Genomic DNA, 24,771 nt, shown 5'->3' with positions numbered 1-24,771 from the left:
AGTTTTGCCAGGCGGGCGGCGTTAATGGATTTCACTGCACCAATTGCATTGCGCTCAATGCAGGGGATCTGCACGAGTCCGCCCACGGGGTCGCAGGTTAGCCCGAGGTTGTGTTCCAAGCCGATCTCGGCTGCGCAGGTCACCTGCTGCGGGCTGCCCTCTAACACGGCGCAAAGCCCGGCGGCAGCCATCGCGGAGGCGGAGCCCACCTCGCCCTGGCAGCCTACTTCTGCCCCGGAGATGGAGGCGTTTTCCTTGATCATGGCCCCGATGGCTCCGGCGCTGAGCAAGAACTCGCGGGCCTTGGTGGTGGTGAAGTTATCCAGGAAGTCCCGGGCGTAGTGCATCACGGCGGGGATAATGCCCGCGGCCCCGTTGGTGGGGGCGGTCACCACGCGCCCACCGGCGGCGTTTTCCTCGTTCACCGCCAGGGCGTAGAGATTGGACCACTCCATCGCACCAAAGCCTGCGGCGTTCTTTTCCTGGCCTTGGAGGAGGTGCTCGTAGACCTCCGGGGCGCGGCGCACCACGGAGAGGCCTCCAGGGAGCACACCCCTGGTGGAGATACCGGCGGTGACGCATTGGCGCATGGTGCGCCATACGTTGTCCAGATGTTCCACTACGACCTCTAGGCTGCCGTGCAGGGCTTCCTCGTTGGCTGCCATGATCTGAGCGATGCTTTTTCCGCTGCTCTGGCACTGGGTGAGCAGTTCCTCGGCGGTGCTAAAGGGGTAGGGCACCGGGGTTTCGGTGGCTTGGGTGGCGGCACCGGAGCCCAGCCCGCCCTCGCTATCGAGCTGTTCGCGCAGTTCCGTGCCGGTGAGAATGAAGCCGCCGCCCACGGAGTAGTAGTCCTGCGGGGCACCGAGGGGAACCCCGGCGGCGTCGAGAGCCGTGAAAATCATGCCGTTGGGGTGCAGTTCCAGGGCTACGGGGTTGAAGTCAATCTCGTAGGGGTAGTCGCCTGCGGTGCCCACCACGGCCACCGGCTCGCCGGGGGCGGGGGCGGCGTCGGCAGGCACGGTCACGGGATCGTAACCGGCGAGCCCGAGGATGACGGCACGGTCGGTGCCGTGCCCGCGCCCGGTGGCGGCCAGCGAGCCGCGCAGTTCCACCCGAATGGTGGCGGGGCGCAGATCCCCGAGGTGGTTGATGAAGGCTTGCGCGGCGCGCATGGGGCCCACGGTATGAGAGGAGGAGGGGCCAATGCCGATGCTGAAGAGATCGACAACGCTAATGGTCATGGAGAACCCTTCATAATCATATTGGGGATAAGAAGTCCTCCACGACGTTACATGGTGTTCGAAAGCTAGGCTCCGTTGTGTTGCTGCAAGAGCCCCAGGAAGGATTCTTCCTTTGCTGGTGTGGTGGGGATAGCACCGGCGATGGCCTCGGCTAACTCCCCACCAGCCTTGGCGATGCGCTTGGTGAGCGCCCCTGATTCCGCTCCGCCGAAGTCCTCCGTGGCGGCGAACACCCCGGTGGGCATGATGGTGGCTCGCATGTAACTCAGCAGGGGGCGGAGGGAATAATCCAGCACGAGGGAATGGCGGGGGCTGCCCGCAGTGGCGGCGAGCACCGTGGGAATACCCACGATGGCCTGAGTATCCAGGACGTCAAAGAACATCTTGAACAATCCGGAATAGCTGGCCTTGAACACCGGAGTAACCACGACGAGGCCGTCGGCATGCGTTACCTGGTCGATGGCCTCCCGCAACGCATCGCTAAGGAGCCCTCCGCTGGTCATGGCATGAGCGAGATCGGAGGCGAGGTCGCGCAGCTCAATGATAGTGATGGAGGCCTCGTGTCCCGTATTTTCTAGGTGCTCGGAGGCCGCCTGGGCGATGTTTTCTGCTACTTGCCGGGTGCTCGACGGGGTGGAGAGTCCTGCGCTGATCGCAGTGAACTTGTACATGGTGGGTGCTCCTCCTAGATAATCTCGGGTGGTGCCAGTGTAGGTGAGTTAAGCCTGTGCTTTGGTGTTTAGTTTCTCCTCCGGCAGGCTACCGGGGCTGACCTGGAAGTGCGGGTGCGCGCGCTCGGTATCGGCCAGCAGGGCGGCGTGGGTGGGCGGATCGGAGGGCACGTGCTCCGGGCGGCGGGCCTCCATACGGCGGCGCACCTCCGGTACGACGTCGCGGCCCAGGCGCTCGATCTGATCGAGCACCACCTCCAGCGGCAGGCCGGCGTGATCCACCAGGAAGAGCTGGCGCTGGTAATCGCCCACCCACTCGGGGAACTGCATGGTGCGCTCAATGACCTGCTCTGCGGTGCCCACCGTGAGCGGAGTGAGGTCGCTGAACTCCTCCAGGGAGGGGCCGTGGCCGTACACCGGAGCGTTATCAAAGTAGGGGCGGAACTGCTTTTTCGCCTCGGCCTCGGAATCACCGATGAACACATGCCCGCCAAGGCCCACGATGGCTTGGTCGGCGCGCCCGTGTCCGAACTCCTCGAAGCGGCGGCGGTAACGGTTGACCATCGAGGCGGTGTGCTCCTTATTCCAGAAGATATTGTTGTGGAAGAAGCCATCGCCGTAGAAGGCCGCCTGTTCCGCGATCTGCGGGGAGCGGATGGAGCCGTGCCACACGAAGGGCGGGACGTCGTCCAGCGGCCAGGGGGTAGAGGTATAACCCTGAAGCGGCGTGCGGAACTTGCCCTCCCAATTCACGCTGCGCTCGCGCCACAGGCGGCGCAGCAGGTGGTAATTCTCCACGGCCAGCGGGATACCCTGGCGGATGTCCTTGCCGAACCAGGGGTAAACCGGGCCGGTATTGCCGCGCCCAAGCATGAGGTCGTTGCGCCCACCGGAGAGGTGCTGAAGGAAGGCGTAATCCTCCGCGATCTTCACCGGATCATTGGTGGTGATGAGCGTGGTGGAGGTGGAAAGACGCAGCTTGGTGGTCTTGGCGGCGATATAGGCCAGGTGCGTGGTGGGGGAGGAAGGCACGAAGGGCGGATTGTGGTGCTCGCCGGTGGCAAAGACGTCCAGGCCTACTTCCTCGGCCTTGAGGGCAATGGCGGTCATGGCCTCGATGCGCTCGGCCTCCGTGGGGGTGCGGCCGGTGGTGGGATCGGTGGTGACGTCTCCGATGGTGAAGATTCCGAATTGCATGATCTGTGCTCCTTTGTAGTGGTGAGTGCTTATTGCCTTTCTATGATGTATCAACAAAATCGGTGCGGGGCTATTCCCGGAAGGAAGTGGGAGCGGTTTAGACCGCCGCGCGGCCCAATTCTCGCTGGTGATCGAGGTAGGCGGAGACGAGCTGGGAGGTGACGTCGGGATTGAGGGTGCGTACCCCGGAGATGGGTGGACGGGTGAGCACCGTGAGGTGGGTGACGAACTCGTAGGCCGCTAACCGAGGGGAGACCAGCCCGTGCTGGGCGGCGGTATCCAAAATGGCCTGCGTGTGCTGGCGCACTAATGAGCGGTGCACGCCACCCTCGGGGCCGAGATCATCAATGGAATTGGGGGCGAGGGCGGGTACCAAGGCCCCCACGCCCAAATCGACGATCGCGGAGATAAAGCGACGCCAGATGTCCTCGGAGTGCTCAGGAGTAGCGGTAAATTGGGTGAGGGTATCGAGCTCGATGGTCTCCACTACTTCGAGGAGGTACAGGGAACAGGCGAGCGTGAGTGCTTCGCGGTCGGGGAAGTTGCGGTACAGCGTGGCGATACCCACCTGGGCACGCTCGGCAACCTGTTCCAGGGTGACCTCGGAGGGATGGGTGGTGCGGAAGAGGTCACAGGCGGCGTCGATAATGCGCTGCCTGCGCTCGCGGGCGTCGGTGCGCACGGCGCGGGGCCTCTCTTTCTCGAATTTTTATGGCGGCGGGGCCTGCACGGATTGACACCGTGCCGCTGTGCATGAACTATAGAGCTTTGGAAAGTGAGAGTCTACCCTCCACTTGAATGTGAACAGAGGAAAACACCATGAATGATGGGAGAACTGCCCGGCATCGTTCGGCCTTTACCCTCGCTGCGAATGAGGTGCGTGTCCAGGCGGAACAGCCGGAGCCCGGTTGGAGCTTCGCGGTGGGTTCAGGGCTAACCCTGCTGCGCAATAGCCGAGAGAACTTTCACACCGCCCTGAGCCTGACCTTGGCCGGGCGACGCCGCCCCACGGCGGGAACCGTCACCCTAGAACACCGAGGGGTCACCGTGGAACGCCACGCGGATCTGTTTCGCCTCGTTGCCCTAGCGGGGGCCACGGAGGTGGATTCGCTCGACCGCAGCGTTCCCGCCCGCGCGGTGCTGCGCGAGCAGGTGAACTGGGCGAGCCCCTGGTGGAAGCACGTGGGTAAAGATCTATGGGAGCACGATCTGGTGCGCCCGTGGCTGGAACCCCTCGGCCTGGATATTGACCTCTCCACCCCCGTGGGCGAGCTCCACCCGCACGATCGTTTCCGGCTGCGCGTGCTGCTGGCGCTGGTATCGCGCAAGGACGCCGCGGTGCTCGTGGTGGATGACGTAGATCAGGTGCGCGATATGGAATTGCGCGATGAGATTCTGATGGAACTCAAGGAACTCTCGCTGAGCCTGCCCGTGATCGCCTCCACGGTGAACCCAGACTTCTCCGGCATTGCTACCCGCACGATTGATCTGCGCACACTCAATGAGGCCAGCGCCGTGAGCGCTGCCCACCAGGACGAGATTCCCACCCTTTCGGAGGAAAGCTAATGTCCCTTTTTCACATCGGCTCCGAACTCCGTCGCTTTGGCCACGGGGTTCTTCCGCGCCTAGCGATCCTCGTGGTTACCTGCCTTCCACTCGTCTTTGGAGGGCTCTTCGTGTGGGCCTATTACGATCCGATCGGCCACATGAATAAACTCCCGGTGGCCCTGGTGAACTCCGATGAGGGAGCGCAGGCTAATGGCACCACGCTCAATGCCGGAGAGCAGGTAGCCGAGCGCATGGTGGACTCCGATGAGCTGGACTTCCGGCTGGTCTCCGCAGAGGAGGCCAAGGAGGGCGTGACCCAGGGCGATTATTACTTTGCCGTGGAATTGCCCAAGGACTTCTCTCAGGCCGTGGTGAGCGTGAACTCGGAGAATCCGCACAAGGCCAAGCTCAACGTGGCCCTGTACAACAACAACGGCTTCATCCCCACCATGCTGGGCAATCAAGCCACCGTCATCATGCTGCAAGCGGTGGATGCCGAGCTTGGCAAGCAAATCACCAATCAACTCCTGGTGGGCTTCAACACCATCGGGGAGAAGATGGGGCAGGCCGTGGACGGCTCCCAGCAATTGGCCGATGGTTCCACCTCCGCCCGCGATGGTTCTCAGCAGCTCGTAGACGGCGCGAATAAGCTCACCGACGGCTCCCAGCAGCTCACCAGCGGCTCAGGTACCCTCACGGAAAAACTCGGGGAGGCCGATGCCGGTGCCCACAAGCTCGCTGATGGCGCGGTGCAACTCGACGACGGCCTGGCCAAGGCCGAAGATGGCTCCCAGCAGCTCGCCGATGGACTCGGCCAGCTCAACGCGGGCACACAACGCCTGGCCGACGGCGCCGGGCAGGTCTCGGGCGGCGTCGATCAGGTGGTGGGCAGCCTGACCGGGGTGGCCGAGGCGCAGCAGGGCCTCGTGGGGCGCTTAGATAACGCTGCGGGCATGCTACGCGAGGCCAACCTTCCGCCCACCAACGGCCTGGCCGCCGAGGTGGAAGCCCTAGCCGCGAACATCCGCGAAAACGGACTGAGCCAAGACCGCCTCAACCAACTCTTGTTGCTCCAAGACGGCGCCCGCCAGATCGCAGATCAGCTGGGTAATCCCGTATCCGAATATCGCGCCGGCATGGAGCGTGCGGCCAGCGCCTCCAAGGAACTCGCGGAAGGACTCACCCAGCTCAAGGACGGCTCCGCACAACTGCGGGTGGGCGCCAACACGCTTGCCGACGGCACCAGCCAGCTCGTAGAGGGCAGCCGACAGCTCACCGTGGGCGCCACCGCCCTGCGCGATGGGCTGGTGACCTTGGATTCCGGTGCTGGGGAACTCAATAGCGGCCTGGGCCGCCTGGACGAGGGCGCCGGGGAACTCAACCTGCGCCTGGGCCAGGGTGCCTCCCAGGTACCCACGTGGGAGGGGCAGCGCCTTGACGACGCCTCTAGCGCCGCCGGGCAGCCCGTGGAACGCGCGCTGGTAAACCAGGACGTCACCAAGTTTGGCGTGGGCCTGGCGCCCTTCTTCGTGAGCCTCGCGCTGTTCATGGGCTCCTTTGCCATGTGGATGGTGCTGCGGCCCCTGCAATTGCGTGCCGTGGATTCCGGCACCAATCCGCTGCGTGCCGTTCTCGCCAGCTACCTTCCGGGCCTGATCGTGGGTCTCTCTCAGGCCACTATCGTGTGGGCCGTGCTGGAGTTCCTCATCGGCCTCAACTCCGAGCACCCGCTGCTCATGCTGGGGGCCATGTGGGGAGTCTCAGCGGTATTCGTGGCGCTGAGCCAGATGATTAACTCCGTGGTGGGAGCCACCGCTGGGCGCGTGGTGTGCATGCTGCTCATGGCCCTTCAGCTCACCTCCTCGGGCGGGCTCTACCCGATTGAGACGCAGCCGGCCTTCTTCGGTTGGGTACACCCGGTGGACCCCATGACCTATAGCGTTAACCTCTTCCGCTACACCATCCTGGGCGGCGAGGCAGGCGATCACCGAGCGATCACCGCCGTGGGAGTGCTGATCTTCGTGGGTGCGCTATCCCTCTTCATCTCCTCGATGGCGGCGCGCCGCCACCGCGTGATTATGCACAAGGACCTGCACCCCGAGTTGCAGGTTTAGGGGCCGGATATTTTAGCTCTGGTAGGCGTTGCGCCCCAGGGTGTCACAGGAGGCCATCGTGCCGGATTCATACCCGCGCAGGAAGGCCTCTTTGCGTTCCTGGGAGGTACCGCGAGTAAAGCCCTCCGGGTTGACCTCCCCGCCTGAGCGGCGCTGGATATTATCGTCTCCCACGGCCCCGGCGGTCTCGATGGCCTGATTCAATTGCTCCTCGCTAAAGGCCTCAATGCTGCGGCTATCGTCGGCGTAATGCGCCCAGAGCCCGCCATAGCAATCCGCCTGAAGTTCGATCTTCACGGCATTGGAATCCGCCCCAGGGTTGCGGTAATCGCTCAAGCCCAGGGTGTCCTCAAGATTCTGAATATGGTGGCCAAACTCGTGGGCCTCAATGTACATCTGCGCCAGCGGCCCGGCGGACCCACCGAGGGAATGTAGTTGCTCGAAGAAGGATACGTCCAAATACACGGTTTGATCCGCGGGGCAATAAAAAGGCCCAGTACCCAGTAGAGGAACTAGCGGCTCCGCAGCCGGTGTTCACGGAGGAACGGAAGAGGTGCAGGCCGGGTTCGGTGTATTCGATGCCCGCCTGTTCGGGCAGGACGCTGGCCCACACCTCGTCGATAGTGCTGGCGGTGGCCACCATGCGGCAGTCGTCGTTTGCATTGGCGTCCTCGGCGGTTTGGCAGTGCTCTAGGCTGTAGTCCCCGGTATCGCGCTCGGCGGTGCCGCCGCCTTGGCCGAGGAGGTTGCCGAGGTCGGAAGGATTACCGCCCAAGACGAGGTAGAGGCCCACGAGCACGAGGGTGCCCACCCCGCCACCGGCGATGAGCCCGCCCCGCCCGCCACCGGAGGAAGAACTCGCGCGGCCGGAGTCAAAGGAAGCGTCATTGCGGAAGGTCATGCCCGTTATGCTGCCACACCGAGGGCAACGGGGGAGGGGCCGCGCCGTTGAGCACGCGAGCAAACAGGTAAACTACGCGCTTGTACTATAAAAAACTCTGTGTGACATCAGCGTCTAGGGAAGGAACCGAGGCTTCGTGCTGCGTACTCACCTTGCGGGGGAACTCCGCAAAGAAAATGCCGGTCAAACTGTTACCCTCACGGGCTGGGTGGCCCGGCGGCGCGATCACGGCGGCGTGATCTTTATTGATCTGCGCGATCGCTCCGGGGTGGCGCAGGTGGTATTCCGCGATTCCGAGGTGGCCGAACGTGCCCACGATCTGCGCAGCGAATACGTGGTGAAAGTCACCGGCGTGGTGGAGGCCCGCCCCGCAGGCTCGGAGAACCCGAACCTGCCCTCCGGTGACATCGAGATCAACGTGACCGATCTTGAGGTGCTCAACGAATCCGCACCCTTGCCTTTCCAGATCGATGATCCCGCCGCGAACGGCGAGGTGGGCGAGGAAACCCGCCTGCGCTACCGCTACCTGGATCTGCGCCGCAAGGAACAGGGTGAGGCGCTGCGCCTGCGCTCTGCGGCCAACCGTGCGGCCCGCAAGGTGCTCGATTCCCACGAGTTCACCGAGATCGAGACCCCCACGCTCACCCGCTCCACCCCGGAGGGCGCGCGTGACTTCCTGGTTCCCGCTCGCCTCAAACCCGGCACTTTCTACGCTCTGCCGCAATCCCCGCAGCTCTTCAAGCAGTTGCTCATGGTGGCGGGCATGGAGCGCTACTACCAGATTGCGCGCTGCTACCGCGATGAGGATTTCCGCGCCGACCGCCAGCCGGAGTTCACTCAGCTCGACGTGGAGATGAGCTTTGTGGACCAGGAGGACGTGATCGCCCTGGCCGAGGAGATCGTGGCGGAGCTGTGGAAGCTCATCGGCTACGAGATCACCACCCCCATCCCGCGCATCACCTATGCGGAGGCGATGGAAAAGTACGGCTCGGATAAGCCCGATCTGCGCTTTGATATTCAGATCACCGAGTGCACCGACTTCTTTAAGAACACCACCTTCCGCGTATTCCAGAACGAGTACGTGGGCGCCGTGGTGATGGCCGGTGGGGCCTCCCAGCCGCGCCGCCAGCTCGACGCCTGGCAGGAATGGGCCAAGCAGCGCGGTGCCAAGGGCCTGGCCTACATCCTGGTGGGCGAGGACGGCGAACTCTCCGGCCCGGTGGCCAAGAACATCACCGAGGAAGAGCGCGCTGGCATCGCCGCCCACGTGGGTGCCCAGCCGGGCGATTGCATCTTCTTTGCCGCGGGCGATACCAAGTCCTCCCGCGCCTTGCTGGGTGCCGCGCGCGGCGAGATCGCCAACAAGCTCGGCCTGATTAAGGAGGGCGACTGGGCCTTTACCTGGGTAGTCGATGCCCCGCTCTTCGAGCCCGCTGCCGACGCCACCGCCTCCGGCGACGTCGCCCTGGGCAACTCCGCCTGGACGGCCGTGCACCACGCCTTTACCTCTCCCAAGCCGGAGTGGATGGATACCTTCGATGAGAACCCGGGCGAGGCCACCGCCTATGCCTACGACATCGTGTGCAACGGCAACGAGATCGGCGGCGGTTCCATCCGTATTCACCGCCGCGACGTGCAGGAGCGCGTGTTCAAGGTGATGGGTATTGCCGAGGAGGAGGCCCGCGAGAAGTTCGGCTTCCTGCTCGATGCCTTTGCCTTCGGCGCCCCGCCGCACGGCGGCATCGCCTTCGGTTGGGATCGCATCGTCTCCCTGCTGGGCGGGTTTGATTCCATCCGCGATGTGATTGCCTTCCCCAAGTCCGGCGGCGGCGTCGATCCGCTCACCGAGGCTCCGGCCGCGATTACCGCGCAGCAGCGCAAGGAATCGGGCATTGATGCCAAGCCGGAAAAGAAGCAGCAGGGTTAAAGAACAAGGGGAGTGATGAGCTGGTGCCGAGTAGTCAGGAGATTCTTGACCGCGCAGAAGCCTTGTTATCCAAGCGCTTCGGCGGCACGCAGCGCTGCACGGATGCGGAATTGCTCACGGGTGGCGGCAACGCCGTCGTGCAGCGGGTGAGGCTAAGCCCCAACCCCTTCTTGCAGGAGCGCACGGCGGTGGTGAAGTACATTCCGCTGAGCGACGCCGCCCTGGTGCGGGAGGTGGTGGCCTATCAGTTCACCACCTCCCTGAGCGAGGAGGTGCGCCCCGGCCCGGTGCTGCTGGCCTACGACGTTGAGCAGCGAATCATCGTAATCTCCGATTCCGGCAACGGCGATACCTTCGCGGATCTGCTGCGCACGGGCGATGAGGAACGCAGAATCAATATCCTGCACAACCTCGGCCAAGCCCTGGGCCTCATGCACGCCGCCACGGCCAAGCGCGAGCAGGATTTTCTCTCCCTGCGTTCCCGCATGGCGCGCTCCCATCCTGCGGCCGCGCAGATTAACCAGTACCGGGTGGCCTCGCAGGAGCACGGCATCAGAAGGGGCCTGGAACTGCTGCGTCAGGCCGGAATCACGGTGCCCGATGCGGTGGAGAAAACCGCGCGCCAGGCGATGAAGCGCCTGCGCGGTGGGCAACGGGCCTTTACCCCCTTTGACCTCTCCCCGGATAACATCATCGTGGCCGAGCGCACACACTTCCTCGATTACGAGTGGGCAGACTTCCGGGATACGGCCTTTGACCTCGCCAGCGTGGTCGCGGGATTCCCGCAGTTCCTCTCCGCCCGGCCGATCTCCGATGATGAGGCCGATGCCTTCATCGACGCCTGGGCGCGGGAGGTCTCCGAACTCTGGCCCGAGGTGCGCGATGAGGCGGCGCTGCGATCCCGCCTGGTCACGGCCCTGGTGGGACTGGCCCTGGGCGAGGTCACCGCCATGCACCTGGGCACCTCGCACAACCTCGTTCACGAGGTGGCGCTGGCGGCGGGGGATTCCTCCATCGGCCTGGAAGAAGATCAGGTGCTCCCCGTGGAGCGGCTGCTGCGCCCGGCCTGCCACGATGACTTTGACCGGGATGAGGCGATGATTCGCCGGGATCTCTACGAGACCTTCGATGCCCTCCACCGTTATTCCGCCCGCGAGGGTGGCCCGGTGGCGGAGTTCGCCCGCGAGGTTGTGGGGCGCCTCAACGAGGAGGCCTAAGCGGCATGGCCCAGGAATCGCTCTTTGGCGCGTCCTCAGATCCAGCGGGGGAGAAACCCGAGGATTACTTTGAGGTCTCCGCTGCCGCCCCTCTTGCGGCCAGGATGCGCCCGCGCAGCCTGGAAGAGATGGTGGGCCAGCAACACGTTTTGGGGCCGGGAACTCCGCTGCGGCGGCTCATTCAGGGCTCGGGCGAGGCCTCGGTGATTCTCTACGGGCCACCGGGCACGGGGAAAACCACGGTGGCCTCCTTGATTAGCGCGGCCACCGGCCAGAACTTCGTGGGACTCTCCGCACTCAGCGCCGGGGTCAAGCAGGTGCGCGAGGTCATCACTCAGGCCCGCCGCGACCTGGCTCGTGGTCAACGCACCGTGCTTTTTATCGACGAGGTGCACCGCTTTTCCAAGACCCAGCAGGATGCTCTGCTGGCCGCGGTGGAAAATCGCACGGTGCTTCTGGTGGCGGCCACCACGGAGAACCCCTCCTTTTCCGTGGTATCCCCGCTGCTCTCGCGCTCGCTGCTCCTCCAATTGCAACCGCTGAGCGAGGAGGATCTGCGCGTGGTGGTGGAGCGCGCCGTGACTGACCCGCGTGGGCTCGACGGCCGCATCACGGTCAGCGAGGAGGCCATCGCCCAACTGGTGCGCCTGGCCGGGGGAGACGCGCGCCGCGTACTCACCTACGTGGAGGCCGCCGCCGAGGCCGTGCCCGATGGCGAGGAACTAGACGCCGCCACCGTGCAGGCCAACGTGAATCGCGCGGTGGTGCGCTATGACCGCGATGGCGACCAGCACTACGACGTCACCAGCGCCTTCATCAAATCCGTGCGCGGCTCCGACGTGGACGCCGCGCTGCACTACCTCGCCCGCATGATCGACGCCGGGGAGGACCCCCGCTTCATCGCCCGCAGACTCATCATCTTGGCCAGCGAGGACATCGGCATGGCCGATCCCACCGGCCTCCAGGTAGCGGTGGCCGCCGCCGAGGCGGTGCAAAAGATCGGCCTGCCCGAGGGGCGGATCGTGCTGGCCCAGGCCACCATTCACCTAGCCACCGCGCCGAAGTCCAACGCGGTAGTCATGGCTATCGACGCCGCCCTGGCCGACATACGCTCCGGCAAGATCGGGCACGTACCCCCGCACCTGCGCGATGGGCATTACGCCGGGGCGAAGAAACTGGGCAACGCCGTGGGCTATCGCTATCCGCACGATGACCCGCGCGGGGTGGTGGAACAGCGCTATATCCCGGAGGAATTGGAGGAGGCGGTGTACTACCAGCCCAGCGATCACGGGGTGGAAAAGCGGATTGGCGATTACCTCGGGCGGCTGCGGCGCATGGTGCGAGGAACCAAGCGGCGGTAGGGGCGGCGTCGCCAAGCACCACTGGGGTAGAGTATCCACCCGTAGTAGTGGACGAATAGTAAGGAATACACGCTCGTGCAGACCCATGAGATCCGGGAGAGGTTTATCAACCACTTTGTGGCAGCCGGTCACACCGAGGTACCCAGCGCCTCACTGATTCTGGACGATCCGAACCTGTTGTTCGTCAACGCCGGCATGGTGCCCTTCAAGCCCTACTTCCTGGGTCAACAGAACCCGCCCTTTGAGCAGGGCACCGCCACCTCCATCCAAAAGTGCGTGCGCACCCTGGACATCGAGGAGGTGGGTATCACCACCCGCCACAACACCTTCTTCCAGATGGCGGGCAACTTTTCCTTTGGCCAGTACTTCAAGGAGGGCGCGATCCGGCACGCCTGGACGCTGCTCACCGGCTCGGTGGAAAATGGCGGCTACGGGCTGGACCCGGAGCGCCTGTGGGTGACCGTGTACCTGGACGATGATGAGGCCGCGGACATCTGGCACGAGAAGATGGGCGTGCCCCGCGAGCGTATTCAGCGCCTGGGTATGGAGGATAATTACTGGTCAATGGGGATTCCCGGCCCCTGTGGCCCCTCCTCGGAGATTTATTATGACCGCGGCCCCGAGCACGGCAAGGAGGGCGGCCCGGTAGCGGATGATAACCGCTACATGGAGATCTGGAACCTCGTGTTCATGGAGAATGAGCGCGGGGAGGGCACCGGCAAGGGGAACTTTGAGATTCTTGGCCCCCTGCCCAAGAAGAACATTGATACCGGCCTGGGCGTGGAGCGCGTGGCCTGCATCTTGCAGGGCGTGGATAACGTCTATGAGACGGATCTGCTGCGCCCGGTGATCGAGGCCGCCGAGAAGATTACCGGCACCACCTACGAGGACCCCAAGACCGATCGAGCCAATGACGTGCGCTTCCGCGTGATCGCGGATCACTCGCGCACCGCCATGATGATTATTCTCGACGGCGTGACCCCCTCCAACGAGGGGCGCGGCTACATTCTGCGCCGCCTGCTGCGCCGCATCGTGCGCTCGGCCCGCCTGCTCGGGGCCACCGGCACCACGATGGAATCCTTTATGAACACCATCATGGACACCATGACGCCCTCCTACCCGGAGATCGCGCAGAACCGCGAGCGCATCCTCAAGGTGGCCGTGGCGGAGGAAACCGCCTTCCTCAAGACCCTCGAATCCGGTACCCACCTCTTTGAGCAGACCGTGAAGGGCCTCAAGGGGCAGCAATCCACCACCGTGAGCGGTGAACAGGCCTTTGTGCTGCACGATACCTACGGTTTCCCCATCGACCTCACTCTAGAGATGGCGAGCGAGGCCGGGCTAGAGGTGGATATGCACGGCTTCGAGGCCGCGATGGCGGAGCAGAAGTCCCGCGCCAAGGCCGATAACCGAGCCAAGAAGCATGGGCACGCGGATCTTTCCGTGTACCGCGAGTTCGTGGATAATCACCCCACGGAGTTCGTGGGTCATAGCGAGCTGGAGGCCCCCGGCACCGTGCTTGGTTTGTTGCGCGACGGTTCCCTGGTGGGCCAGGCGCACGAGGGCGAGGAGGTAGAGGTCATCCTCGACTCCACCCCCATGTACGCCGAGGCCGGCGGACAGATGGGCGATCGCGGGCAGATCAGCACTGGCGACGCCCTGCTAGAGGTGCGCGATGTGCAAAAGATCGGAAAGAAGCTCTGGGTGCACAAGGCCGTGGTGACCAAGGGCGGCCTCGATGTGGGCAGCGCCGTGACCTCCACCGTGGATGGTGCTTGGCGCCACGGAGCGCGTCAAGCGCACTCGGCCACTCACCTCATCCACGCGGCTCTGCGCCAGGTGCTTGGCCCCACGGCGGTGCAGGCGGGCTCCCTGAATCGCCCTGGTTACCTGCGCTTTGACTTCAACTACACCGATCAGCTCTCCCCGGAGCAGGTGCGCGAGATCGAGGCCATTGCCAATCAGGCGGTGGATGCCGATTGGCAGGTCAATACCATCGAGACCTCCCTGGAGGAGGCCAAGAAGATGGGAGCGATGGCCCTCTTTGGCGAGAACTACGGCCACGTGGTGCGCGTGGTAGAGATCGGCGGCCCCTTCTCTATGGAACTGTGCGGCGGTACCCACGTGGCTCATTCCTCCCAGATCGGCCCGGTTTCCGTGCTTGGTGAGTCTTCCGTAGGCTCCGGCGCGCGCCGCATCGAGGCCTACTCAGGCATGGATGCCTTCCGCTACATGTCCAAGGAGACCGCCCTGGCGGCAAACCTGGCTACCATGCTCAAGGCCCCCAGCGATGACCTGCCGGAGCGCATTGCCCAGCTCACCGCCAAGTTGAAGGAATCGGAGAAGGCCATCGAGCGCCTGCACCGCGCGCAGCTGGCGGCGCAATCGGCGGAGTTCGCGGCGGCGGCAGCCACCATTAACGGCTTCCGCGTGGTTACGGCCCGCCTGCCCAAGAACAGCGCCCCCGGGGATCTGCGCGTGCTGGCCACGGAGGCCCGCCAGCGCCTGAGTAATGAGGAGGCGGTGATTCTGCTCGCCACGGAGAACGAGGAGAAGGGCAACGTTCCCTTCATCGTGGCGGCCACCAAGCCCGCCGTGGATCGCGGTGTGAACGCGGGTGCCCTGGTGAAGCTGCTGGGGCAGTACGTGGACGGCCGCGGCGGCGGCAAGGCTGACATGGCTCAGGGCTCCGGCTCTAAGGAGGCAGGCTTGCCCGAGGGCTTCGAGGCCGTCAAGAGGGAGCTTGATTCTCTATAACTTTGCTATATCGCTCGCATTATTTGCGGTGTTACCGTATATTACGAAAAGGTCACGGGCGTTAGGTGTTCCGTGACCATTTCGTTACACTGTTTGTGATCTTGGCGAGTAGCATTACCCCCTTGTTTTTCAGTTTCCTATACGAGTCCAGCAGAGAGGTACATAATCGTTCATGGTGGTCAGAGTGGACACACCCGGCCTCGATGATCCCGGCGCCGGTAGACGCGTGGGGATCGACGTAGGCACTGTCCGCATAGGCGTAGCCGTGAGCGATCGCGGTGCCATGCTGGCCACCCCGGTGGAGACAGTACCCAGGGAAACGGAACTCAAGGGCCGAGACCAGGGTGACATTGATCGCCTTCTGGACATCATCGAGGAATATGAGGCCGTGGAGATCATCGTGGGCCTGCCCCGCGATCTCAAAGGAAACGGCTCGAAGAGCGTAAAGCATGCAAAAGACATCGCTTTCCGCCTCAAGCGGCGGCTGCGCAGAACCGGAAGAAAGGCGCCCGTACGCCTTGCCGACGAGCGCCTGACCACCGTTGCCGCCACCCATGCCCTCCAAGCCTCGGGGGTGAGCGCCAAGAAAGGGCGAGCATTCATTGACCAGGCTGCCGCAGTGCAGATTTTGCAGACCTGGCTCGATGGCCGTGCTCACGCCATTGCCGACGACGAGGAGAAGTCCCAATGACTAAGAAACCGCGCCGCTCGCCCAAGGGGCGTCGGATGGACCCCAAATACGTCAAACGCCGCCAGCGTGGTGCCGCCGTATTGGCCGCTGCCATCATCTTGATCTTTGGCGCCCTGGTGTGGATCGCCCTGAACGTGGTAGGAGCCGTGGGCGGCAATGACTACGAGGGCGAGGGCAATGGCGTGGTGCAGCTGGTGCAGGTACCGGAGGGTTCCTCCGTCTCCGAACTCGGCCAGGAACTCGAAGAGCGCGGAATCGTTAAGACGGACGCCGCCTATCAGACCGCAGCCTTTAGCAACCCCAACGCCAGCAGCATCCAGCCCGGCTTTTACCGCCTCCAAGAGGAGATGAGCGCGTCCTCCGCCGTGGCGGCTCTGCTCGATCCGAGCAATAGGGTGGAAATGCTGGACGTGCAGGGCGGCTCCACTCTCATGGACGTCAAGGTGGTGGCGGGCGATACCCGCAAGGGCATCTTCACGATGATCTCCGAGGTCTCCTGCGCGGAGAGCGGCCAGGGCAACTGCGTGACGGTGGATCAGCTGCACCAGGTAGCGGCCAAGACCGCGCCGCAGGAACTGGGCGTGCCCAGCTGGGCGATCTCCGCCGTGCTAGAGCGTGGCGACGACCCCCGCCGCATTGAAGGGCTTATCCGCCCCGGCCAGTACGTGATTGATCCGGGCATGGACGCCAAGGATATTCTCACGGATCTGATTACTCGTTCTGCGGAGTACTACAACTCCACGGGCATTGAGCAGCGCGCCGAGGCCACGGGCCTGACCCCCTATGAACTGCTCACGGCCGCCTCTCTGGTGGAGCGCGAGGCTCCGGCGGGTGACTTTGACAAGGTGGCGCGGGTGATTCTCAACCGCCTCCAAGAGCCCATGCGCCTAGAGTTCGATTCCACCGTGAACTACGGACTTTCCGAGCAAGAGGTGGCCACTACGGATGCCGACCGCTCCCGCGTGACCCCGTGGAATACCTACGCCAAGGATGGTCTGCCCGCCACCCCCATCGCCGCTCCCTCGGATGAGGCCATCGAGGCGATGGAGAACCCGGCGGAAGGCAACTGGCTCTTCTTCGTGACCGTGGATCAGCAGGGCACCACCGTGTTCAACGATGATTTCGATTCCCACCAGCGCTCCGTGGAGGACGCGATGGGTAGCGGAGTGCTCGATAGCAACCGATGAGTGATACCATCCGGCTCGCGGCGGTTCTGGGCAGCCCCATTGACCATTCGCTCTCCCCGGTACTCCACCAGGCGGGCTATGCCGCCGCAGAGTTGGAGGGCTGGGGATACCACCGCCAGGAATGTAGCGCAGAGGAGCTACCCGAGGTGCTGGCCCAGGCCGGGCCGGAGTACGTGGGTTTCTCCGTGACCATGCCGGGTAAGTTCGCCGCCCTGGAAGAAGCCACCGAGGCCACCGAGCGAGCCACCCGCATCGGAGCGGCCAATACCCTGGTGCGCATTGAGGGCGGTTGGCGCGCCGATAACACCGACGTAGAGGGTATCGAGGGTGCTTTGGGAGAACTGAGGGTGCGCTCTGCGACCCGTGCCCTGCTCATCGGAGCCGGAGGCACCGCCCGGCCCGCCCTTTATACGCTGGCGCGGTGGGGTGTTGAGCACGTGGACGTGCTCAACCGCAGTAATCGTCTTGAGGAATTGCGCCCGCTGGTGGAGGGTACCTCTTGTGCGCTGCATGCTCACGGCTTTGATGCGGACCTCAGCTCACTGGCCCATCGCGCGGATCTGATTCTTTCCACCGTGCCCAGCGCGGCCTTAGAGGGGCACGTGGAGGCCCTGGCCCACGCCCCGGTATTCGACGTGATCTACGATCCCCGCCCCACGCCCCTGTGCAAGCAGGCCGCCGCCAATGGATTCAACACGGTAGGTGGGCACGTGATGCTGGCCTACCAGGCCTATAGCCAGTTTGAGCAGTTCACCGGGGTGGCGGCCCCCCGCACCGCAATGAGGCGGGCGCTAGAGGAGCACCTGGGATAGAATCTCCTGCCATGTGGGGGATCTATCTGGGGGTTGGTGCCTGGCTGCTGGCACTCTCGGCATACGACCTGCGCTTTGGGTTATTGCCCAATGCGCTCACGGTGCCGGGAATCGCGCTTTCATGGGGGTGGGCCGCCTGGGTAGAGCCGTGGTGGCTCCTGGGCGGTATCGCCTGGGCGCTGTTGTACCTGATTCTGGGGCTCGGCCTGGGCGGGATAGGAGGGGGAGACGTGAAATTGGCGGCGAGCCTCGGGGTATTGGCGAGCGCCGGTAACGGTGAGGTGGGGTGGTTCGTGGCGGTAGCGGGGGCGTCGATAGCATCCCTGCTCGTCATGGTGCTGCTGCGGCGGCAGAGGGTGCCGCACGGGCCGTCTATGATTCTATCTACCCTGTGCGCCACGGTGATGTGAAAGAATGGTTCCTATGCTTCGATGGACTACATCAGGGGAATCGCACGGGCAGGCGCTCATCGCATTGGTGGAGCATATGCCGGCTGGCGTTCCGCTGACTCGTGAGGATATTGCTGCGCAGTTGGCTAGGCGTCGGCTGGGCTATGGGCGCGGGGCTCGAATGAAGTTCGAGGCCGATGAGGTGACCATCCTGGGTGGGGTGCGCCACGGCTACACCCTCGGCAGCCCGGTCTCTGTGATGATCGGCAATACGGAATGGCCCAAGTGGACCACCATCATGTCTGCCGACCCAGTAGACCTTTCCGATCCCGAGGTAGCCTCAGCGATGAACTCCGGGCGCGGAGCCGCCCTTACCCGCCCGCGCCCTGGGCACGCGGACTTTGCGGGCATGGTCAAGTACGGCTTTGACGAGGCCCGCCCCGTGTTGGAGCGCTCCTCGGCCAGGGAGACAGCCGCCCGCGTGGCCGCTGCCACCTTGGCGCGGAACTTCCTGCGGGAGGTCCTGGGCGTCGAGGTGATCTCACACGTTATTTCCATCGGTGCCTCGCAGCCCTCCCAGGGGCAGCCGCAGGCCACCGATATTGAGGCTATCGACGCCTCCCCGGTGCGCGCCTTTGACGATCAGGCACAGGAATCCATGATCGCGGAGATTGAGGCCGCAAAGAAGGCTGGCGATACTCTGGGCGGAATCGTGGAAGTGGTGGTCCACGGCCTGCCGATCGGCCTGGGCTCTCACATTTCCGGGGATGATCGCCTGGACGCGCAGCTCGCCGCGGCCCTCATGGGTATTCAATCCGTAAAGGGCGTGGAAGTAGGCGATGGCTTCGAGGAGGCTCGCCGCCGGGGCAGTGAGGCCCACGATGAGATGGTGCGCGGTGATGAAGGCGTGGAACGCACCAGCAATAGGGCCGGCGGCTTAGAGGGCGGCATGACCAACGGGCAGGTGCTGCGCCTGCGCGCCGCGATGAAGCCCATCTCCACGGTGCCGCGCGCGCTGCGCACGGTGGATATGCGCACGGGGCAGGCGGCCTCGGCCATTCACCAACGCTCCGATGTGTGCGCGGTGCCAGCCGGGGCCGTGGTGGCCGAGGCTATGGTGGCCCTTGTTTTAGCCCGCGCGGTGCTGCATAAGTTCGGCGGTGATTCCCTGGCCGAAACCCGCCGCAATGCCCAGGCATATCTGGAAGAAGTAGAGCAGCGCCTTTCCTTTCCTGGGCAATCCACGCAGGGAGGGGGGAACGCATGACCCCCACGGTGGTATTGGTAGGGCCACCCGGTGCCGGGAAGTCCACGGTGGCTCGCCGCCTGGGCAACGCCTTGAATCTTCCGGTCCGTGATACGGATGAGAGTATCGCCCAGGAGTACGGCAAGCCCTGCGGAGAGGTTCTTAAGGAGTTGGGAGAACCCGCGTTCAGGGACGTAGAGGCGAGTCATGTGGCTGAGGCCTTGAAACACGCGGGGGTGCTATGCCTTGGTGGCGGAGCCATCACGCACCCGGAGACCCGCGTGGCCTTGCAAGAGCACGTGGTGGTATGGGTGGATGTGAGTGCCCCGGAGGGAATACGCCGAGCCAGCGCCGAAGGGGGCCGCCCCTTGCTGGAAACCGACGATCCCGCGCAGCGATACCAAGAGCTTCTTACCCAGCGCGAGCCCTGGTATAAGGAGGTATCCACGCACCGGGTGCGCACGGATGGGCGCACTCCGGCGCAGGTAGTGGCCGTGATACTGGGAATCCTCGACGTAGAATCTTAAAGGGCTAAGGAGAAAACCATGCCGAGCATTGACGTTCAAGGCCCGCACCCCTATACCGTGACGATCGGCTCGACGCTGCGCGAGCGCGTGGGGGAGGAGGTGCGCGGGCGCGCGGCGATCGTGCACCAGCCCGTGCTGGTCGAGGAGGCCCGCGCGCTAGCACAGGCCTGTGGGCCGGAGAGCCTCACCATCGAGGTTCCGGATGCGGAGGCCGGTAAAACCCTAGAGAGCGTGGGAGCGATCTGGGATCGGCTCGGGGCCGCCGGATGGACCCGCCGCGATACCGTGGTGGGGCTGGGCGGTGGGGCCGTTACCGACGTCGCGGGTTTTGCCGCCGCCACCTGGATGCGCGGTATCCGCGTGGTGCAGGTGCCCACCACCTTGTTAGCGATGGTGGACGCCGCCGTGGGGGGCAAGACCGGCATCAATACCGCAGCGGGTAAGAACCTGGTGGGAGCCTTCCATGAGCCGGGCGCGGTACTCATCGACGTCGATTATCTGCGCACCCTGCCCCACGAGGAGATCGTGGCGGGCTCCGCCGAGATCATTAAAACCGGCTTCATCGCGGACCCGGTGATCCTGGAACGCTACGAGGAAAACCCCGCCGCAGCTCTCGACCCGCAGGGGTTCCTGCCGGAATTGATCGAGCGCTCCGTGCGCGTGAAGGCCGAGGTGGTGAGCCAGGACCTCAAGGAATCGGGGCTGCGAGAAATACTCAATTACGGGCATACCTTTGGTCACGCCGTGGAGCTCTGCGAGGAATATCGCTGGCGCCACGGCGCCGCCGTGGCGGTAGGCATGATGTTCGTGGCTCATCTCTCCCATGCCCGGGGGCTTATCGACGCCCCCTTGCTCCACCGGCACCGCGCCATCTTGGAGTCGGTGGGCCTGCCCACCCGTTACACCCCCGGTCGCTTCGATTCCCTCTACGAGGGCATGACGCGAGACAAGAAAAACCGAGATGGCGTGATTCGCTTCGTGACCCTCGATGGTGCCGTGGGTTCGGTGACCCGGTTGGAAGGCCCCAGCGTGGAGGAACTGCGCGCGGCCTATCGGGCGATCAGCGAGGAGGCTTAGGGCAATGAAGATTCTGGTGCTCAACGGGCCAAATCTGAACCGGCTGGGTAAGCGCCAGCCGCAGATTTATGGTTCTACCACTTTGAGCGAGGTGGAGGCTCGTATCGCCGCCGATGCCCAGGGCCTTGGGGTGGAGGTGGAGTGCCGCCAATCCAATGCGGAGCACGAACTCATCGAATGGGTGCATGAGGCCGCGGATGAGGGTTGGGCGATCATCATTAACCCAGGGGGCCTCACGCATACTTCTGTGGCCCTGCGCGATGCCCTGGCGGAGGTGGCCGATGGTCCGGGCTTTATCGAGGTGCACATTTCTAATGTGCATGCCCGAGAGCCATTCCGGCACCACAGTTACCTTTCGCCCATAGCCCTGGCCGTTATTGCGGGTCTGGGGATAGAGGGATACCGCGCGGCGCTGACGTTTTTTGCCCGCCGCACCAGCGCATAGGGCTAAGGTAAAGCAGAAGGAACAACGTACTGAATGGAGGATGTTATGGCCTTGGCCGATACCCGTTATTCCAACCGTCGCCGTGCTTTGTCCGCCCGCTTGGCGGGGCAGCGCATTGACATGATGTTGGTAACCAACCTTATCCATGTGCAGTACCTTTCTGGTTTTAGCGGCTCCAATGCCGCCCTCATGCTCTCCAAGGACCTCAACCCCCAGATCGCCACCGATGGGCGCTACACCACGCAGGTGGCAGAGGAAGTTCCCGATATTGAGGCACTCATCGAGCGCTCCTGCGCCACGGCATTGCTTTCTCGCCTGGAAGGCCCGCGCCGCGTAGGCGTAGAGGCCGATCACCTCAGCCTGGCCCAATGGGAGGGTTTGCAGAAGGCCGCGGGCGAGGACGTCACCTTGGTGCCGGTGCGCGGCGTGGTGGAGGAACTGCGTCTGGTCAAGGATTCTCAGGAGCTAGAGAGCCTGCGCAGCGTGGCGGCCCTGGCCTCCCAGGCATTCGAGGATTTGCTGGCTGCAGGCGAGTTGGCCGTGGGCCGCTCGGAGCGCGATATTGCCGCCGATCTGGAATATCGTATGCGCAAGGCGGGTTCGGAGCGCACGAGCTTTGACACCATCGTGGCCTCTGGGGTGAACTCCGCGAAGCCGCACCACGGTGCGGGGGATCGCGTGCTGCGCGAGGGTGACCTGGTGACCGTGGACTTTGGAGCCCACGTGGGGGGCTTCAACTCCGATATGACGCGCACCGTGGTGATGGGCAAGGCCGATGAGTTCTCTGCCGAGATTTATGAGGTGGTTAAGCGCGCCCAAGCAGCCGGAGTGGAAGCCTCCACGGTGGGTACCGCCCTGGCCGATGTGGACCGCGCCACTCGCGAGATCATCGAGGAGGCGGGCTACGGCGAATACTACGTACATTCCACGGGACATGGCGTGGGACTAGAGGTACACGAGGGGCCTGCTGCGGCCTCGGGGGCCGAGGGCGTGCTGCGCGAGGGAATGACCCTGACCATCGAGCCGGGTATTTACGTGCCAGGGCGGGGCGGGGTGCGCATTGAAGATACGCTCATCATCACTCCCGGAGCCCCGGAAGTGATTACTCAGGTGAGCAAGGATCTCATGGTGTTGTAGACTTGCACAGTTAGATACTCGATCACACGAGGGAGAATCGCTAAGTGGCAACCACCGCTGATTTCAAGAACGGTCTTGTGCTCAAGATCGACGGCAAATTGCAGCAGATCATTGAGTTCCAGCACGTCAAGCCCGGCAAGGGCCCGGCCTTTGTGCGCACCAAGCTCAAGGACGTTGTTTCCGGCAAGACCGTGGATAAGACCTGGAACGCCGGCGTGAAGGTGGAAACCGCTAATGTGGACCGCCGCGATATGACCTACCTGTACCACGATGGCAGCAGCTACGTGGTGATGGATGATAAGACCTTCGAGCAGGTGGAGCTCAGCGAGGATAAGTTTGGCGACGCCGCCCGCTTCCTGCTAGAGAACATGCGCGTGCAGGTTTCCTTCCATGACGAGGAGCCGCTGTTTGCAGAACTGCCGGTATCCGTGGACCTCAAGGTGGAGCATACCGATCCGGGCCTTCAGGGCGATCGTTCCACCGGCGGCACCAAGCCCGCTACCTTGGAGACCGGCGCGGAGATTCAGGTTCCGCTGTTCATCGAGACGGGCAACGTGCTCAAGGTGGATACTCGCTCGGGTGAGTATCTTTCCCGCGTGAACAACTAGTGGCCACTGTGACGCAACGGCAAGAGAAGTGGCGCCGCCACGGCGCCCGCTACAAGGCGCGCCGTCGCGCGGTAGACGTGCTCTTTGAGGCGGAAGCCCGCGACGTCGATCCCATGAGCATCGTCGAGGACCGCACGGAGCTGGCCCGCGTTCCGCAGAATCAGGTTCCCCCGATCGCGGAATACACCCGCCAGATCGTGCTGGGAGCGGCAGAGGAATTGGACGCGGTGGATACCACCATCGCTCGCTTCCTCAACGAGCAGTGGGAACTAGGACGTATTCCCGCCGTGGATCGCGCCATTTTGCGCATGTCCGTGTGGGAATTGCTCTTCAACCCGGAGGTGCCCAAGGCCACCGCCGTGGTGGAGGGCGTGGAGATCGCCAGCGAGTATTCGGGGGATCAGGCTGCTCCCTATATCCACGCGGTGCTCGATGATGTGGCGGAGAATCTTCAGGAGATCCGTGCCGAGATAGCGGCAGAGGCCGTGGTGGCCCTGGCTGCTTCTGCGGAGGAAGCAGCAGAAGCCACAGTAGAAGAACCGGCCCAAGAAGAGCCAGAGCAGCAGAACTAAGACTGCTCAATAAGCTCTTCCGCCGCGCGGGCCACGCGATCTTGGCCCGCGAGCACCTCGTCAACAGCCCCGCCTAGTGCGGGGCGTAGTTGTTCATCGGAGATACCCGCCGCGATAGGAAGATCGCACTCGGTGCGCACCACCAGGTTTTCCTCGCGGTCAGACACCACGGCCTTGACCCCAAAGCCGGAGCAATTCACCTGATTGGCCGCCAGGTGCAGGGTGGGAATGCCGGAATCGGAGGCGAGGTCGGTGGGCTTATCCGCGCGCACGATGAGCACGGAGTTCAGCAGGGCAAAGGTCACGCGGAAGCCGTTGAGGTTGGCGGTGGCCACGTTGGGGTCCTCGGTGGGCCAGAGCGTGATGTTAAAGCTCTTCATGGCCTGGGTCACGCGCTCAAAGGTCAGCGTGGTGATGAGGTTCTCGCTCATTTACTTCTCCTCCTCGGCAGCGTGGGAGTCAGCAGCGTGGGGGTCCTCCCAGGTGATCGCCTCGGGGAACTGCGCCTCGATCCATTGGTAGCAGGCCACGATGGCGTCCAGGGTGGACATCACAAAGGCCCCGGTTTGGTTGCGGCTGAGTCCCTGGGCGATGTGGAGGCGTCGGCAAGCAGAAAAGGTGAGCTGGCCGGGGGCGGACTCGAAGAAGCGCAGGGTGGGGGTCAGCTGCGTGAGGTTCCACTCATTGACGGCCGTGAGGGCCGTGGCGGCGCGCTGACTATCTACCTGGCCGCGCCACATGGAATCGCACAGCAGATAATCCCCCTCGATGGCAAAGGATATGGCGGCGTTATAAAAGCCCGTGCGCACCATGGGGGCGGGGTCCTCGTGGAGCCGGTAATCGAGGTTTTCGGCCTCAAGAATGTCCACCACGGATTGCTCGGTGACGGCCGAGGCGGGGGTGTCGTGTTCGGGGGTAGTCACGCATCTCCTTGGTTTGTCTGAAAGAGCGGTCTTTACACCACTGTAGCTAAGTGGCGGTGCTATGCTTGCTGCGATCCTCAATTGATTTGAGAGTCACGGTTAATCAATGGACATCCTTTAAGGGCCGCACAGAGAGGCGGGAAAGGAGGTCACGATGAGTGAGGCGATCACACGCAGTGTCGTCGCGCGCGTCGCGCACCAGGACACCGGCTGCCAGGTA

General features: G+C 63.9%; 23 protein-coding genes and 1 pseudogene. 17 read left to right on the top strand and 7 right to left on the bottom strand.

The annotated features are described in order from the left end of the window. The 4 genes from Clow_RS09645 to Clow_RS09630 form a co-directional block, all read right to left on the bottom strand. The coding region (locus tag Clow_RS09645) for an L-serine ammonia-lyase (RefSeq protein ID WP_055178648.1) at positions 1-1,244 on the bottom strand (1,244 nt) is incomplete at its 3' end. Positions 1,245-1,309: 65 nt separating this feature from the next. Further along, complete coding sequence (locus Clow_RS09640; RefSeq protein WP_055178646.1) at positions 1,310-1,915, bottom strand: FMN reductase; 606 nt, start codon at positions 1,913-1,915, stop codon at positions 1,310-1,312. 48 nt (positions 1,916-1,963) lie between these two features. After that, a complete protein-coding gene (locus Clow_RS09635) occupies positions 1,964-3,112 on the bottom strand; it encodes an LLM class flavin-dependent oxidoreductase (protein WP_055178645.1) in 1,149 nt (382 codons plus the stop codon). A 97-nt stretch (positions 3,113-3,209) separates the two neighbouring features. Beyond that, positions 3,210-3,794: a TetR/AcrR family transcriptional regulator gene (locus Clow_RS09630; RefSeq protein ID WP_055178643.1), complete on the bottom strand. Its 585-nt coding sequence runs from the start codon at positions 3,792-3,794 to the stop codon at positions 3,210-3,212. A 137-nt stretch (positions 3,795-3,931) separates the two neighbouring features. Between Clow_RS09630 and Clow_RS09625 the strand changes: the two genes are divergently transcribed. Together Clow_RS09625 and Clow_RS09620 are read left to right on the top strand one after the other, a co-directional pair. Next, the gene (locus Clow_RS09625) at positions 3,932-4,678 is read left to right on the top strand and encodes a hypothetical protein (RefSeq protein ID WP_069724609.1); all 747 of its coding nucleotides are present in this window, start codon (positions 3,932-3,934) and stop codon (positions 4,676-4,678) included. Further along, complete coding sequence (locus tag Clow_RS09620; RefSeq protein ID WP_055178641.1) at positions 4,678-6,774, top strand: YhgE/Pip domain-containing protein; 2,097 nt, start codon at positions 4,678-4,680, stop codon at positions 6,772-6,774. The genes Clow_RS09625 and Clow_RS09620 overlap by 1 nt, the downstream gene beginning before the upstream one ends. A gap of 12 nt (positions 6,775-6,786) precedes the next feature. Here Clow_RS09620 and ypfJ read toward each other — a convergent pair. Next, a pseudogene (gene ypfJ / locus Clow_RS09615) lies at positions 6,787-7,675 on the bottom strand (KPN_02809 family neutral zinc metallopeptidase). Between the two features lie 136 nt (positions 7,676-7,811). Here ypfJ and aspS point away from each other — a divergent pair. The 15 genes from aspS to nusB all read left to right on the top strand — a co-directional run bounded on the left by aspS (position 7,812) and on the right by nusB (position 23,628). Next, complete coding sequence (gene aspS, locus Clow_RS09610) at positions 7,812-9,602, top strand: aspartate--tRNA ligase (protein WP_055178639.1); 1,791 nt, start codon at positions 7,812-7,814, stop codon at positions 9,600-9,602. A gap of 23 nt (positions 9,603-9,625) precedes the next feature. Then, a complete protein-coding gene (locus Clow_RS09605; protein WP_245625747.1) occupies positions 9,626-10,819 on the top strand; it encodes a phosphotransferase family protein in 1,194 nt (397 codons plus the stop codon). Between the two features lie 5 nt (positions 10,820-10,824). After that, the gene (locus Clow_RS09600) at positions 10,825-12,180 is read left to right on the top strand and encodes a replication-associated recombination protein A (protein WP_055178636.1); all 1,356 of its coding nucleotides are present in this window, start codon (positions 10,825-10,827) and stop codon (positions 12,178-12,180) included. 75 nt (positions 12,181-12,255) lie between these two features. Next, positions 12,256-14,937 carry an alanine--tRNA ligase gene (gene alaS, locus Clow_RS09595; protein WP_055178634.1) on the top strand — a complete coding sequence of 894 codons (2,682 nt, stop codon included), beginning with the start codon at positions 12,256-12,258 and terminating at the stop codon, positions 14,935-14,937. Between the two features lie 172 nt (positions 14,938-15,109). Beyond that, complete coding sequence (gene ruvX, locus Clow_RS09590) at positions 15,110-15,628, top strand: Holliday junction resolvase RuvX (RefSeq protein ID WP_055178632.1); 519 nt, start codon at positions 15,110-15,112, stop codon at positions 15,626-15,628. After that, positions 15,625-16,815: an endolytic transglycosylase MltG gene (gene mltG, locus Clow_RS09585; RefSeq protein ID WP_055178630.1), complete on the top strand. Its 1,191-nt coding sequence runs from the start codon at positions 15,625-15,627 to the stop codon at positions 16,813-16,815. Before ruvX ends, mltG begins: the two co-directional genes overlap by 4 nt. Further along, positions 16,812-17,627: a shikimate dehydrogenase gene (locus tag Clow_RS09580; protein ID WP_055178627.1), complete on the top strand. Its 816-nt coding sequence runs from the start codon at positions 16,812-16,814 to the stop codon at positions 17,625-17,627. The genes mltG and Clow_RS09580 overlap by 4 nt, the downstream gene beginning before the upstream one ends. Positions 17,628-17,638: 11 nt before the next feature. Continuing rightward, entirely contained in the window at positions 17,639-18,037 is a 399-nt protein-coding gene (locus Clow_RS09575) for a prepilin peptidase (protein WP_055178625.1), read from the top strand. Between the two features lie 13 nt (positions 18,038-18,050). Next, entirely contained in the window at positions 18,051-19,283 is a 1,233-nt protein-coding gene (gene aroC, locus Clow_RS09570) for a chorismate synthase (RefSeq protein ID WP_055178623.1), read from the top strand. Further along, entirely contained in the window at positions 19,280-19,789 is a 510-nt protein-coding gene (locus Clow_RS09565) for a shikimate kinase (protein ID WP_055178620.1), read from the top strand. Before aroC ends, Clow_RS09565 begins: the two co-directional genes overlap by 4 nt. An 18-nt stretch (positions 19,790-19,807) precedes the next feature. Next, positions 19,808-20,866 (top strand): 3-dehydroquinate synthase, encoded by a 1,059-nt coding sequence (aroB, locus tag Clow_RS09560; protein ID WP_055178618.1) that lies wholly within the window; start codon positions 19,808-19,810, stop codon positions 20,864-20,866. A gap of 4 nt (positions 20,867-20,870) precedes the next feature. After that, positions 20,871-21,311 (top strand): type II 3-dehydroquinate dehydratase, encoded by a 441-nt coding sequence (gene aroQ, locus Clow_RS09555; RefSeq protein ID WP_055178616.1) that lies wholly within the window; start codon positions 20,871-20,873, stop codon positions 21,309-21,311. A 45-nt stretch (positions 21,312-21,356) separates the two neighbouring features. Continuing rightward, the gene (locus tag Clow_RS09550; protein ID WP_055178682.1) at positions 21,357-22,448 is read left to right on the top strand and encodes a M24 family metallopeptidase; all 1,092 of its coding nucleotides are present in this window, start codon (positions 21,357-21,359) and stop codon (positions 22,446-22,448) included. Positions 22,449-22,492: 44 nt separating this feature from the next. Then, positions 22,493-23,056 carry an elongation factor P gene (efp, locus tag Clow_RS09545; protein WP_055178615.1) on the top strand — a complete coding sequence of 188 codons (564 nt, stop codon included), beginning with the start codon at positions 22,493-22,495 and terminating at the stop codon, positions 23,054-23,056. Between the two features lie 8 nt (positions 23,057-23,064). Beyond that, a complete protein-coding gene (nusB, locus tag Clow_RS09540) occupies positions 23,065-23,628 on the top strand; it encodes a transcription antitermination factor NusB (RefSeq protein WP_055178680.1) in 564 nt (187 codons plus the stop codon). On the opposite strand, the gene Clow_RS09535 is transcribed toward nusB, so the two are convergent. Then, a complete protein-coding gene (locus Clow_RS09535) occupies positions 23,625-24,059 on the bottom strand; it encodes a YbjN domain-containing protein (protein ID WP_055178613.1) in 435 nt (144 codons plus the stop codon). The two genes, nusB and Clow_RS09535, sit on opposite strands and share 4 nt — an antisense overlap. Next, positions 24,060-24,551: a YbjN domain-containing protein gene (locus Clow_RS09530; RefSeq protein ID WP_055178611.1), complete on the bottom strand. Its 492-nt coding sequence runs from the start codon at positions 24,549-24,551 to the stop codon at positions 24,060-24,062. Positions 24,552-24,771 lie beyond the last annotated feature (220 nt).

This window comes from Corynebacterium lowii, from assembly GCF_001412085.1.
Lineage (GTDB): Bacteria > Actinomycetota > Actinomycetes > Mycobacteriales > Mycobacteriaceae > Corynebacterium > Corynebacterium lowii.
The sequence above is the reverse complement of the archived record's forward strand: the minus strand, read 5'-3'. Positions and strand labels throughout refer to the sequence as shown.

What these genes read in the sequence shown, in the direction of transcription:
- Clow_RS09620 (WP_055178641.1), top strand. Translation starts at nt 4,678, where the DNA reads ATGTCCCTTTTTCACATCGGCTCCGAACTCCGTCGCTTTGGCCACGGG.
- Clow_RS09535 (WP_055178613.1), bottom strand. Translation starts at nt 24,059, where the DNA reads ATGAGCGAGAACCTCATCACCACGCTGACCTTTGAGCGCGTGACCCAG.
- aroB (WP_055178618.1), top strand. Translation starts at nt 19,808, where the DNA reads ATGCCGAGCATTGACGTTCAAGGCCCGCACCCCTATACCGTGACGATC.
- aroQ (WP_055178616.1), top strand. Translation starts at nt 20,871, where the DNA reads ATGAAGATTCTGGTGCTCAACGGGCCAAATCTGAACCGGCTGGGTAAG.
- Clow_RS09580 (WP_055178627.1), top strand. Translation starts at nt 16,812, where the DNA reads ATGAGTGATACCATCCGGCTCGCGGCGGTTCTGGGCAGCCCCATTGAC.
- Clow_RS09635 (WP_055178645.1), bottom strand. Translation starts at nt 3,112, where the DNA reads ATGCAATTCGGAATCTTCACCATCGGAGACGTCACCACCGATCCCACC.
- Clow_RS09600 (WP_055178636.1), top strand. Translation starts at nt 10,825, where the DNA reads ATGGCCCAGGAATCGCTCTTTGGCGCGTCCTCAGATCCAGCGGGGGAG.
- Clow_RS09565 (WP_055178620.1), top strand. Translation starts at nt 19,280, where the DNA reads ATGACCCCCACGGTGGTATTGGTAGGGCCACCCGGTGCCGGGAAGTCC.
- aroC (WP_055178623.1), top strand. Translation starts at nt 18,051, where the DNA reads ATGCTTCGATGGACTACATCAGGGGAATCGCACGGGCAGGCGCTCATC.
- Clow_RS09575 (WP_055178625.1), top strand. Translation starts at nt 17,639, where the DNA reads ATGTGGGGGATCTATCTGGGGGTTGGTGCCTGGCTGCTGGCACTCTCG.
- Clow_RS09625 (WP_069724609.1), top strand. Translation starts at nt 3,932, where the DNA reads ATGAATGATGGGAGAACTGCCCGGCATCGTTCGGCCTTTACCCTCGCT.
- ruvX (WP_055178632.1), top strand. Translation starts at nt 15,110, where the DNA reads ATGGTGGTCAGAGTGGACACACCCGGCCTCGATGATCCCGGCGCCGGT.
- mltG (WP_055178630.1), top strand. Translation starts at nt 15,625, where the DNA reads ATGACTAAGAAACCGCGCCGCTCGCCCAAGGGGCGTCGGATGGACCCC.
- Clow_RS09550 (WP_055178682.1), top strand. Translation starts at nt 21,357, where the DNA reads ATGGCCTTGGCCGATACCCGTTATTCCAACCGTCGCCGTGCTTTGTCC.
- Clow_RS09640 (WP_055178646.1), bottom strand. Translation starts at nt 1,915, where the DNA reads ATGTACAAGTTCACTGCGATCAGCGCAGGACTCTCCACCCCGTCGAGC.